General features: G+C 66.3%; 10 protein-coding genes. 5 read left to right on the forward strand and 5 right to left on the reverse strand.

Annotated elements, in window-relative coordinates:
* Positions 1 to 101 precede the first annotated feature (101 nt).
* The gene (locus tag ACFVTM_RS03445; protein ID WP_390201956.1) at positions 102 to 1,586 is read left to right on the forward strand and encodes a helix-turn-helix domain-containing protein; all 1,485 of its coding nucleotides are present in this window, start codon (positions 102 to 104) and stop codon (positions 1,584 to 1,586) included.
* 68 nt (positions 1,587 to 1,654) lie between these two features.
* Here the strand turns inward: ACFVTM_RS03445 and ACFVTM_RS03450 are convergent, their stop codons facing one another.
* Positions 1,655 to 2,086 carry a hypothetical protein gene (locus ACFVTM_RS03450; protein WP_390201958.1) on the reverse strand — a complete coding sequence of 144 codons (432 nt, stop codon included), beginning with the start codon at positions 2,084 to 2,086 and terminating at the stop codon, positions 1,655 to 1,657.
* Positions 2,087 to 2,378: 292 nt separating this feature from the next.
* On the opposite strand from ACFVTM_RS03450, the gene ACFVTM_RS03455 reads away from it, so the two are divergent.
* Together ACFVTM_RS03455 and ACFVTM_RS03460 are read left to right on the forward strand one after the other, a co-directional pair.
* Positions 2,379 to 4,127: a pyruvate dehydrogenase gene (locus tag ACFVTM_RS03455; protein ID WP_390201959.1), complete on the forward strand. Its 1,749-nt coding sequence runs from the start codon at positions 2,379 to 2,381 to the stop codon at positions 4,125 to 4,127.
* 118 nt (positions 4,128 to 4,245) lie between these two features.
* Positions 4,246 to 5,502, forward strand: coding sequence for a serpin family protein (locus ACFVTM_RS03460; RefSeq protein ID WP_390201960.1), 1,257 nt, complete (start codon positions 4,246 to 4,248; stop codon positions 5,500 to 5,502).
* 124 nt (positions 5,503 to 5,626) lie between these two features.
* On the opposite strand, the gene ACFVTM_RS03465 is transcribed toward ACFVTM_RS03460, so the two are convergent.
* The gene (locus tag ACFVTM_RS03465) at positions 5,627 to 5,983 is read right to left on the reverse strand and encodes an iron chaperone (RefSeq protein ID WP_390201961.1); all 357 of its coding nucleotides are present in this window, start codon (positions 5,981 to 5,983) and stop codon (positions 5,627 to 5,629) included.
* A gap of 54 nt (positions 5,984 to 6,037) precedes the next feature.
* The gene (locus ACFVTM_RS03470) at positions 6,038 to 6,922 is read right to left on the reverse strand and encodes a hydroxymethylpyrimidine/phosphomethylpyrimidine kinase (RefSeq protein ID WP_390201963.1); all 885 of its coding nucleotides are present in this window, start codon (positions 6,920 to 6,922) and stop codon (positions 6,038 to 6,040) included.
* A 157-nt stretch (positions 6,923 to 7,079) separates the two neighbouring features.
* Between ACFVTM_RS03470 and ACFVTM_RS03475 the strand changes: the two genes are divergently transcribed.
* Positions 7,080 to 8,504 (forward strand): MFS transporter, encoded by a 1,425-nt coding sequence (locus tag ACFVTM_RS03475; RefSeq protein ID WP_390201964.1) that lies wholly within the window; start codon positions 7,080 to 7,082, stop codon positions 8,502 to 8,504.
* Positions 8,505 to 8,737: 233 nt separating this feature from the next.
* Entirely contained in the window at positions 8,738 to 9,433 is a 696-nt protein-coding gene (locus tag ACFVTM_RS03480; protein WP_390201965.1) for a queuosine precursor transporter, read from the forward strand.
* A 227-nt stretch (positions 9,434 to 9,660) separates the two neighbouring features.
* On the opposite strand, the gene ACFVTM_RS03485 is transcribed toward ACFVTM_RS03480, so the two are convergent.
* Together ACFVTM_RS03485 and ACFVTM_RS03490 are read right to left on the reverse strand one after the other, a co-directional pair.
* Complete coding sequence (locus ACFVTM_RS03485; RefSeq protein WP_390201966.1) at positions 9,661 to 10,602, reverse strand: type IV toxin-antitoxin system AbiEi family antitoxin domain-containing protein; 942 nt, start codon at positions 10,600 to 10,602, stop codon at positions 9,661 to 9,663.
* A gap of 322 nt (positions 10,603 to 10,924) precedes the next feature.
* A complete protein-coding gene (locus ACFVTM_RS03490; protein ID WP_390201967.1) occupies positions 10,925 to 11,938 on the reverse strand; it encodes a LacI family DNA-binding transcriptional regulator in 1,014 nt (337 codons plus the stop codon).
* Positions 11,939 to 12,059: the final 121 nt, after the last annotated feature.

The raw sequence follows: 12,059 nt of genomic DNA on the forward strand, positions 1-12,059 counted from the left end.
GATGGCGAATCTTTCCGTGAGAACTACTTTTCTGCACTTTCAATAGGCTTTCTAGATAAAAAGCATGGAAAGAAACGCACTTCTTCACGTATTCTTCAGAAATGTCGCTTACGAGCTGGAACAGCAAAGCCGCAACCCCGCCGTCGCCCGCCGCGCCCGAGGTCGACGTCATCAGCCTGGGTCGCCGCGTCCGTCACTTGCGCAAGGCCGCCGGACTCACGCTGGACGACCTGAGTGCCGCCGTCGGAACGGCCCCCAGCCAGCTGAGCCTGATCGAAAACGGCAAGCGCGAGCCCAAACTCGGCCTGCTCCAGCAGCTCGCCGCAGCCCTCGGCGTCAGCATCGACGAGCTCCTGGGGGCCGAGCCGCCCAACCGCCGCGCGGCGCTGGAAATTGAGCTGGAACGCTACCAGCGCAGCCCGCTGTACGAGTCCCTCAACCTGCCGAAAATCCGCATCAGCTCGCGGCTTCCCATGGACGTGCTGGAGTCCATGGTGGGGCTGCAGCACGAGCTCGAGCGCCGGCTCAACGAGCAGGTGGCTACCCCGGAAGAGGCCCGCCGTGCCAACGGTGAGCTGCGGGCCATGATGCGGGAGCGGAACAACTACTTCCCCGAGTATGAGGCGGAGGCGCAGAAGGTCCTGGCCTCGGTGGGCCACACGAGCGGCCCGCTGTCCCACCACGTCATCGCAGACATCGCCGGGCACCTCGGTTTCAGCCTCCACCACGTGGGCGATCTGCCGCATTCCACCCGGTCAGTGACCGATCTTAAGAACCGCAGAATTTACCTCACACAGAACCAGCGCACCGATCACGACCCCCGCTCGGTGCTGTTGCAGGCCCTGGGACACTACGTCTTGGGCCACCAGACGCCGTCGAACTACGGGGATTTCCTCATGCAGCGCGTGGCCACCAACTACTTCGCCGCCGCGCTCCTGCTGCCCGAGCAGGCGACCGTGGAGTTCCTGCAGCGGGCCAAGCAGGCGAAGGAAATCGCAGTCGAGGACATCCGGGACGCCTTCGCCGTGTCCTACGAGACCGCCGCCCACCGGTTCACCAACCTCGCCACCCAGCACCTGGACATCCGCACCCACTTCCAGAAGACGCATAAGAGCGGCATCATCTACAAGGCCTACGAAAACGACGGCGTGACGTTCCCGCAGGACCACACCGGCGCGATCGAGGGCCAGCCGTCGTGCAAGAACTGGACGTCCCGGGTGGTGTTCGACGTGCCGGACAAGTTCAGCGCCTACAACCAGTACACGGACACACCGGCCGGGACCTACTGGTGCACGGCCCGGACGGAACGCTCCGCCAACGGGGAGTTCTCGCTCTCCGTCGGCGTCCCGTACGCGCATGTGAAGTGGTTCCGCGGGCGCGAAACAACGGAGCGGTCCAAGTCCACGTGCCCGGACGAAAGTTGCTGCCGTCGCCCGCCGGCGTCGCTGACCGCGGAATGGGCCGGCAACGCCTGGCCCTCGGCCCGGGCCCACTCGCACCTGCTGGCCGCGATGCCGCCGGGCGCGTTCCCCGGCGTGGACGAGACCGAGGTCTACTCCTTCCTCAAGGCGCACTCGGGTAACTGATCCTCCCTCCGATCCTGCGGGTTGTCGCAGAACGCTCCAGCAGTTTTTCGTCGGGATTCTCGTGACGCTCACGTCCTGTTGTGGGGGACCGGATGACTGTTGCCGGCCGGCTTGCGCGGCCGCCCTGTGGCGACACATTTCTCGTTGAGTACCCCGTGGTAGAGGACGCCATGCAAAATCTGGTGGCTTTCGTCGGTGCCGGTCCATCGGCCGGTGTCCTTCAGAAAGTGCATGTACGCGAACAGTGAGAGACAGAAAAATGATGCAATGTCGGCATCGTGCTCATTGAGCGAGTCCACGAATTCAGCGACAAGGCCGGGGTCCATTGCGGTCACGGCGGCGCCGCCAGAGATTTCGGCGTAAATCGCGAAGACTGTGCTCAGTTGCTCCAGAACGGGAACAACGTCTGGCACAATCCCGTGCTCCCGGTGCCAATACATGAATGCGATCAGGGAGCCTTGCTCTTGGTCGCTTTGGTGGGACGCGACGGGAGCCGGCACGGGGGCAGGTTTCCCGGTCCCACGCCCGCTCGGGCTCTGACCTGCCGGATGACGACGTGGTTTTTGGCCAAAATCAATCCTGACTGTTGAAACGGCAAGAGGCGGACCATCTACCAAAACGCTATGAGTGGGGAACCCAGGGCCTCAAGGACGGCCATCCGTATGTGGAAAACGGGCCGCCCAGGGCCACCTCCCGCACGCCGCCACCCGGAAGTCTGGGACCCGCGCCAAGCAGGGAAGACTATATTGGCGAGTGTCAGCTCATCGACCCACCTTCCGGGAGCGTGCACCCATGGCCAAGGAACTTGCCACCCAGCTCATCGAACAACTCCAGGCTGCCGGCGTGCAGCGGATCTACGGGATCGTGGGGGACAGCCTCAACCCGATCGTCGACGCCGTCCGCAAGACCGGCGGCTCGCAGCAGGGCGGCATCGACTGGATCCACGTCCGGCATGAGGAAGCGGCGGCCTTCGCCGCGGCAGCCGAAGCCCAGCTGACCGGCCGGCTCGCCGTGTGCGCCGGCTCCTGCGGGCCCGGCAACCTGCACCTGATCAACGGTCTCTACGACGCCAACCGGTCCGGCGCGCCCGTGCTCGCGATCGCCTCGCACATTCCCAGCGCGCAGATAGGCAGCAGCTTCTTCCAGGAAACCCATCCCGACCGGCTCTTCAACGAGTGCTCGGTCTACTCCGAGCTGATCAGCGCCGCGGAGCAGGCGCCCCGCGTCATGCACAGCGCCATCCAGCACGCCATCGGGCTCCGGGGTGTCGCCGTCGTGACCCTGCCCGGCGATATCGCCGCACTGGAGGCGACGGCCGAAACCCCGGCCCCGGCAGCGTTCCGGCCGGCCACGCTGACGCCGGACCCCGCCAGCGTGCTGGAGCTGGCGGACGCCATCAACGCCGCCGGGAAGGTCGCCATCTTTGCCGGCGCCGGCGTCGAAGGGGCGCACGACGAGGTGATTGCCCTCGCCGAACTGCTTGCGGCGCCGATCGGCCACAGCCTCCGCGGCAAGGATTTCATGCAGTACGAGAATCCCTACGACATCGGCATGACCGGGCTGCTGGGCTACGGTGCCGCGGCCGAAGGGATCGAGGACGCGGACCTGCTGATCCTGCTGGGCACCGACTTCCCGTACAACCAGTTCCTCCCCGGGACCCGGACGGCGCAGGTGGACCGGGCCGCGCACAAGCTGGGGCGGCGGACCGACGTCGACGTTGCCGTCCACGGGGACGTGCTGCCTACCCTGGCCGCCCTGATGCCGCAGCTGCAGCCGAAGAAGAACCGCCGCTTCCTGAACCAGATGCTCAAGAAGCACGACCGGCTCATGAACAAGGCCGTGGGGGCGTACACCCGGAACGTCGAGAAGAAGCAGCCGATCCACCCGGAATACGCGGCCTCGCTGCTGGACCAGGTGGCCGCCGAGGACGCGATCTTCACGGCCGACACCGGCATGTGCAACGTCTGGACCGCGCGGTACATCAATCCGCTGGGCACCCGACGGCTGATCGGCTCGTACCTGCACGGGTCCATGGCCAACGCTCTGCCTCACGCGATCGGCGCCCAACTGGCTTACCCCGGCCGGCAGGTGGTCTCGGTCTCGGGCGACGGCGGCCTGTCCATGCTGCTGGGCGAGCTCATCACCGTCGCCGCGCACCGGCTGCCCGTCAACGTGGTGGTCTTCAATAACTCCACCCTGGGCATGGTGAAACTCGAAATGCTGGTGGACGGGCTCCCCGACTTCGGCGTGGACGTCCCGGACGCCAACTACGCGGACGTCGCCCGGGCCCTGGGCTTCCATGCCGTCCGCGTCACGGACCCGTCCCGCATCGAGGCAGCGTACCGGGCCGCTTTCGCCCACCCCGGACCGTCGCTCGTGGAGCTCATCACGGATCCCAAGGCGCTGTCCCTGCCGCCGAAGATCAAGGGCGCACAGGTCCTGGGTTTCGCAACGGCAATGTCCAAGGTGGTCCTCAACCGGGGCGCCGGCGAGGCCGTCAGCATGGCACGGAGCAACCTGCGAAACATCCCCCGGCGTTGAGGGGTCCTTCGAGTTCGCCGGACCCTCGCGAGATCGCCGGAAATTTCCGGCGATCTCGCAGCTTTCCGGCGACCTGCGTACCAACGAGACGACGGGAGCGGCAATGAAGAATCACGGCATGGGGAGAATTGTGGCGGCGGGGACCATCGCGGCGCTCACGGCGTGTTCGCCGCCGGTGCCCGGGCTCTTGGAGGCCGACGGCGTTGAGCGGGTTACGGTGGACCGCGCCTTGTACGCCGCCGAACTGAAGGTATTCCGGGCATCCGCCCTGACATTGGGAGTCGCTCTCCTGGCCGAGGGCGGTGAAGGGTCCGGAGGAAACGTGGTGTCATCCCCGGGTGGGCTGCTGATAGCGCTCGCAATGCTGCGGGCAGGGGCCTCCGGGGCGACCGCCGTCGAGATGGACAAGGTGCTGGGTCTCCCGGACGACCACCGGGATGAGGCCATGAACGCCCTGCTCGAGTCCCTGGCGGCGTACGACGGCGATCCCGGCTCGGTCGACGAAAAGAACCCGCCCCGGAAGCCGGTGATGCATGCGGCCAATGGCTTGTTTGTGGACAGGGACGTGGCAACCGGAAAGAACTACCTGGAAACCCTTGCCCGGCACTATGGCACCGGGGTGTACCCGGTGGCCTTCCGGGATGAGGCCGCCACCAGGCCCGCCCTGGATGTCTGGGTGGACAGGAACACCGGCGGACGGATCAAGCACGCACCCACGCAGTACGATCGCGACAACACGTTCAGCCTCCTCAACGCCCTGTACTTCGCCGCGGCATGGCAGTCGCCTTTCGACCCCAACAACACCTCGGACTACCCCTTCACCAAGTCCGGAGGCGAGGAAATCAGCGTGCCGACGATGCACCAGGAGCTGGTGCTGGCCTATGCGGAGGGTGCCGGCTGGCGAGCAGTGGAGTTGCCGTACGCAGACGGTTTTGTCATGCGGCTGGTGCTGCCCGGCCCAGGCGTCGGGCCGGAAACCCTCACCGCCGCCAAGCTGGCGGAGATTGCCGCGGCCCTGGACACGGCCGCGGAGGTCTCCGTGCTGATCTCCCTGCCCAAGTGGGACCACAAGAGCAGCTTCGACCTTCGGAAAGTCCTCGAATCGATGGGTCTGGTCAAGACCTTGGCCACCACCGAAGACTTCAACGCCATCCAGAACAGGCTCACCATCACCCAGGCCGCCCAGGCTGCCAATATCACCGTTGCGGAGAAGGGAACGGTGGCCGCGGCAGTGACGCAGATTGACGCTGCAGTGACCGGTGTGCCGCCCCTCCCGGACCAGACCATCGAGTTCGACAGGCCGTTTCACTACCAGATCGTGCACAACGAGACCGGGCTCCCGCTCTTCATGGGGGCGGTTTTGGACCCGCGCTGACGGGCGGCCGGCCAGGGGGCCAGCTCGCCGGGACCTCTCCAGCTCGCCGGAACCTCTCCAGCTCGCCGGAAACTTCCGGCGAGCTCGCAGCTTTCCGGCGACCTCGGCGGCTTACGGGGTCCGGTCAGGAACCCCGGCGTTCCCCGGCCAGAGCCGCGGCCACTTTCCCGATCAGCTCGAACGGGACGGGCTTCTGCAACGGGAACTTCAACGTGCCCTTCGCGGCGCGGTACGGCGCGAGTTCCTCGTTCAGCGACTCGTCCCCGGCGGGCACCGGGTAGACGGAGATGTGGTGTGCCCAGCCCGCGAAATACACCACGTACTTGCCGTCGAGTGTGATTGTGGGGATGCCGTAACTGATCATTTCCCCTGAACCGGGCACCGCGGCACGGCACCGCCGCCGGATCTCCTGCAGCATCTCCTGCACCTCGGCAGGAAACGAGGCGATGTACTCCTCCACGGACTCAAATTGCTGTGCCATTGCCGCCCCCTTCAACGATCCCCTGACGATCCCACCGACGATCACCGCAGCGAGTTAGCGCGGGCCGCCCTGCCACAAGGCATCGAACGGGGCGCCCGAGGCCACCCGGTTCCGGATTCCCGCGGTCACAAACGACTTCGCCGTCCGGGCCGCTTGGAGCGGCGTCGCGCCCTTGGCGAGCTCGGCCGTCACCGCCGCGGCCAGCGAGCACCCGGCGCCGGACACGGCCACCTCGCCCACCTTCGGGGCGGACAGGACTTCCAGCGTCTCGCCGTCAAAGTAGACGTCGACGGCGTCGGGGCCTTCCAGCCGCACGCCGCCCTTAGCGAGGACAGCGGCGCCGCTGAGCTCATGGATCCGGACCGCCGCGGCCTTCAGCGACTCCACATCGGTGATTTCGAGCCCGGAGAGCGACTCGGCTTCGAAATGGTTGGGCGTGACGAAAGTGGCCAGCGGCAGGATCTGGGACTTGAGCGCCTGGTCGGTGTCCAGGGCGTGGCCAGGCTCCTGGCCCTTGCAGATCAGCACTGGATCCAGCACCACGTTGGCGAACTGGCCGCCGGCCAGCGCTGCGGCCACGGTCGATATCGTCGCGGGGCTGCCCAGCATGCCGATCTTGACGGTGTCCAACACGGCCGGCGCGCCGGACGCGGCACCATAGGCCGCCGTCGTCGCCTCCAGCTGGTCCGCGATGACCTGCTGGTCCACCGGTACGAAGCGGTGGTTCCAGTTGTCCTTGGGGTCGAAGGACACGATGCAGGTCAGGTTCGCGATGCCGAACACGCCCAGTTCCTGGAACGTCTTCAGGTCAGCCTGCGCGCCGGCGCCGCCTGTCGCTTCGGAGCCTGCGATGGTCAGCGCGACGGCGGGGGAGGGGCCGGTGTTGGAGGCGGTATCGGATGCAGCCAAGGCGGCGGAATCGAATGCGGTAGAAGTCATGGTCCCATCCTGCCATCCCACCAAAACTGGCCGCATTGTGCTCATGAACAGGCGCTCCATGAACAGTATGAACAAAACCCGAGTGTTCCGGATCACCCGGACTATGGTGGCGGACGGTGTTGCTTACAGGCGGCGCCGGATCCAGGAAGGTTCATTGATGAGCACCCAACTGTCCGAAGCGGCCCAGACCCGGAAAGCCGTCGGCAACATCCTCAAAGGCTCGGCCGGCAACCTGGTTGAGTGGTATGACCTCTACGTCTACACCGTCTTCGCGGCCTACTTCCAGGCGCACTTCTTCAACTCAACGGACGAGCTTCAGGCTGGCCTGGAAGCGATGGCCGTCTTCTCGACGTCGTTCCTGATGCGTCCGATCGGCGCCTGGTTCTTCGGCCGGTACGCCGACCGCAGGGGCCGCAAAGCCGCCCTGACGCTGAGCGTGACCATGATGTCCGCGGGCTCCTTTGCCATCGCCGTGCTTCCCACCCAGGACGTGATCGGCCTGTGGGCCATGATCCTGCTGGTGCTCATCCGCGTGCTCCAGGGCTTCTCGGTGGGCGGTGAATACGGCACCAGCGCCACCTACATGTCCGAGGCCGCCACCTCCAAGCGCCGCGGCTTCTTCTCCAGCTTCCAGTACGTCACGCTGATCGGCGGCCAGATGCTGGCCCTGCTGGTCCTCGTGGTCCTGCAGAACGCCATGCCTAAGGCAGAGCTGACCGAGTGGGGCTGGCGCATCCCGTTCGCGATCGGCGGCGTCGCGGCCCTGGTGGTCCTGTGGCTGCGCCGCTCCATGGAAGAAACTGTCTCGGCCGCACAGATCGAGGCCGCGAAGGCCCCTGCAGTGGCGGGCCAGGCGCAGCCGGGGACCATGAAGCTGCTGTTCATCAGCTACTGGAAGCCGCTCCTGATCTGCATCGGGATCACCCTCGGCGGCACGGTGGCGTTCTACACGTACACCAACTTCATCCTGAAGTTCATGAACGATACGTCCGGCATCGCCAAGACCGACACCTCGGTCATCAATTTCTGGGCGCTGTTCATCTTCATGCTGCTCCAGCCGGTCTACGGCATCATCTCGGACAAAGTGGGCCGCAAGCCGCTGCTGCTGTGGTTCGGCATCACCGGCGTCCTGTTCACCTGGCTGCTGCTGTCCACCCTCGCCGGCACCAAGGATCCGTTTACCGCGTTCCTGCTCATGATGGGCGGCCTGCTGATCGTGGGCGGCTACACCTCCATCAACGCCCTGGTGAAGGCCGAGCTGTTCCCCGCTTCCATTCGCGCCCTGGGCGTGGGCCTGGGCTACGCGATCGCCAACTCGCTCTTCGGCGGCACCGTCCCGCTGATCGGTGCGGCCTTGCAAAAGGCTGGCCAGGAGGAGCTGTTCTTCACGTATGTCACCGTGGCAATCGGCATCTCCCTGCTCGTCTACATCTTCGCGCTGAAGAACAAGAAGTCCACGCACCTGGACAACGAGCAGGGCCACGCCTGGGCACCCGCTGCCGGCGCCGCTGTGCCGGGCGACGGCCGCGGGGGCGACGACAAGGACGGCGACAAGGACCTCATCGACGCCTCGCGCAGCTAGGGCGGGCCGGCCCGGCCTGCGAATTCGCCGGAAGCGTGCCGAGGCGCCGTATATTTCCGGCGAGCTCGAGAGCTTCCGGCGAACTCGTGGCGTGGGGCCGTGCCCGGACCGCCGGGTGCGAGAATGGGGGTGGTTCGTTCTGCCGGGGCCGTCCCAGTGCTAATACAGCCGGCCGCCCAGCCGTTCCCTTGCGGGTACGGACTGCCGAGCGAACCACTAAGAATGGAATGCCCATGACTTCCGCCAAGACCTTCCCGGCGTCAGCCCCACCGAAGTTCGCCTCGATCGGCTCCCCATATTTCGGCATCATGCTGGCGGTCATGGCCGTGGTGCTGATCCTGTCCAACATCGGGGCGTCCAAGGGCGTGGCAATCGGCCCCATCATCACGGACGGCGGATTTTTCCTCTTCCCGCTGGCCTACATTCTGGGCGACGTCATCAGCGAGGTCTACGGTTTCAAGGTGGCGCGCAAGGCCATCATCACCGCCTTTGCGCTCTCCGTCTTTGCGTCCCTCTGCTACTGGGTCATCATCGCCCTGCCGGGGTTCGACGACGAGTACGGCGCATCGAAGCAGGCAGCCTTGGAAGGCGCCCTGGGTCCGGTCCCGCAGATTGTGATGGCATCCCTCCTGGCCTTTCTTGCCGGCCAGACCATCAACTCGTGGATCCTCGTGAAGATGAAGGCGCGCACGGGGGAACGGTCTTTGTGGGCCCGCATCATGGGGTCCTCCGTGGTGGGCGAGTTCGTGGACACCCTCATTTTCTGCAGCATTGCCGCGTCCGTGATCGGGATTTCCGATGCCGGAATGTTCGTGAACTACGTCCTCGTGGGATTCCTGTACAAGACCCTTGTGGAATTCGCCTTCGTGCCGCTGACCGCGCTCGCCATCGGCTGGGTGAAGAAACGCGAACCGAGTTACGGATCGTAGTACCCGCTGCCGACGCTGTACGAGGGCCCCGGAACCGCTGTCCGACGGCGCCCGACGGCGCCCGCCAGGGCACGACGCTGTCCGACGGCCCCGCCGTCGCCCGCCAGGGCACGACGCTGTCCGACGGCCCCGCCGTCGCAGCCGCCGGCAGCCGCCCAATACGCCGTTTCGCAGCGGGCACGCCGTAAGCTTCCGGCGGTGTCGCGGGCTTCCGGCGACCTCGACACTCACGGGTGCGGGCGGCCGGCCAAGGCACCCAGCAGCCGGCTCTTGAACTCCTGCTCCCTGAAGAGGTCCTTCCACTCGATGCGCAGGAACCGCCAGCCCTCTTCGGTGAGGGCCTTCTCCCGGCGTCGTTCCTCGAATAGCACTTCGGCCGTGGGGCTGTATTCGAAGTACTTGGTCCTGCCGTCGAATTCGAGGGCGACCTTTTCCTCCTTCCACGCAAAGTCCAGACGGTGCCGCCCGGCGCGGCTTGACACTTCAAGTTGAAGCTCAGGAGGCCTGATTCGGAACCGCAGAATCAGCTCGCGGGTCAGGGTTTCGCCGGGCGATTCGGACAGCGGATCGGTCGAGGCGAGGACGCGGCGGAATGTCCGGACTCCCCGCCGGCCGTCCAGTGCATCCGCCATGGCCTGCAGCGCTGCCAGGTCCGCGCCGAGGCGAAGCGCATGGTCAGTGAGAATCAACGCCTGCCTGTAGCCCAGCATCATGGCGCAGTCGGCAGTCGTGCGCTCCAGGGAAGTGGTCCGAAGGCCGTCCACAACGGCGACGTCGTGCTCGGCGAACGGGCGCGTGTGGCAGCGGACGTCCCTGCCGTGCCGCTCGTTCGAGGGGTGCACCTTCTGGAGGAGATGGATCGTGTCATCCACGTCCCAGAGGTAGAGGCGGCGCAAGCGCGCCGCCGAGGTGTGGCTGTAAAGGAAGGTGCCAGTCGACGTCGTAAGCGTTCCGTGGGCGTGGGCAAAGATGAGTTGTCTGCTCCGCACGGCCGGGGGCTGGGCATGCCATAAGCCGGCACGGGCGTAGCAGCCGTGCCGGAGCCGGACGAGGGTACCTGATTCCAGGAGCGAGCGGATGGCCCGCGATCCGTACCCCAGATCGAGCAGTTGTTCAGTGCGCCAGAGGTTGCCCGAGGGCGGCAACTTCAGCAATGCGGTGGATGGCATGCCTTCAGTTTCGGCTGCCCTGGAAGCGGCCGGGAAGCTCCGCCGTCGCTATGTGGAAAACACACTGTGTGGAAAAGGCGCTGTGCGGAAAACGCGAAGACGCCGCCCGCGGCCACCGCCGCTGCCCAGTTCGTCGGATAGCGGCGGAGACGCCGTAAATTTCCGGCGAATTCGGGCGCTTCCGGCGACTTCGGCGGTGAGTGGGAGAGGGGAGGCAGGCGGTGAGTGGGAGTGGGGAGGCAGGCGGTGAGTGGGAGGCGGTGGGGAGGCAGGCGGTGAGTGGGAGGCAGCCAGCGGGCCGGAGGTGCCCGGGTGGCCTGTGTCAGCCCGAAACGCGGGCCGTGGTGCCGCGGACAATGAGGGCCGGCTCGATCAGCTTGCGCCGCGGTTCGAGGGCGGGGTCCTGGATCCGTGCCAGCAGCGTGCTTGCGACATCGGATCCGACAATGTCGCTGCGGTTGTCCACCGAGGTCAGGTCCAGATACCGCGACTTGGCCAGCTGGGAGTTGTCGTAGCCGATCACGGAGAGGTCTGCCGGGACGGACAGTCCGCGGGCCTTGGCAGCGGCGAGGGCACCGAGGGCCATGGTGTCATTGGCCGCGAACAGGGCGGTCGTGTCGGGGTAATTCTCGAGCAGCCAGGAGGCGGCGGCATAGCCGTCCTCCTCGGAGGTCCCCTGGGATTCTCCGGCGATCCGGACGTCGATGCCGGCCTCCACGATGCCTCGGCGGAAGCCGTCCCGCCGGTGCGCGGCGGCGCCGCCGGAGCCGGAAAGATGTCCGATCCGCGCGTGGCCGAGCCCCAGCAGGTGCTCCGCCGCCATGCGGCCGCCGCCGTCGTCGTCGTTCGTAATGAGGTCGGCGCCGGCGGGAACGCCGTTTCGCCAGCCGGCGACGACGGCGGGAACCCAGGTCCCGGCCATCATGGACTCGCTGGGCTCCGCGGCAATGACGAGGCCCTCCACGTGCATGGACAGCAGCCCGTCCACGGCTTCGGTGATGCGGTTCTCGCCGGGGCGGGAATCCGCGAGGGTGACCTGGTAGCCGTGCGGGGAGAGCGCGGATTCCATGCCGCGAAGGAGGTCCACGAACCAGAGGTTCCGGAAGTCGTCGATGACCAGGCCGATGCTCTTGGTCTGGCTGCTGGCGAGCGTGGTGGCCGCCCGGCTGGGGCGGTATCCCAACTCCGACATGGCCGCCCGGACGGCCTCCCGCCGCTTCTCGCTGACCTTGGCCGGGTTTTGCAGCACCAGTGACACCAGCGACGGGGAAACTCCGGCGCTCTTGGCGACGTCGTAAATCGTCGGGCGGCGGGTTCGAGGGGTGTTCAGCGACATCTGCAGGGCCTTTCAAGTCTCATCCGAGGATAACCGGTCCATCATTGACAGGACATATGGACATGGACACGCTCTTACCAGCGCCAGATTTTGTAGCGCTCCAATTTTATGGGACCGGGCC

Origin of the sequence: Arthrobacter sp. NPDC058130 (assembly GCF_042884475.1) — a bacterium.
GTDB lineage: Bacteria > Actinomycetota > Actinomycetes > Actinomycetales > Micrococcaceae > Arthrobacter.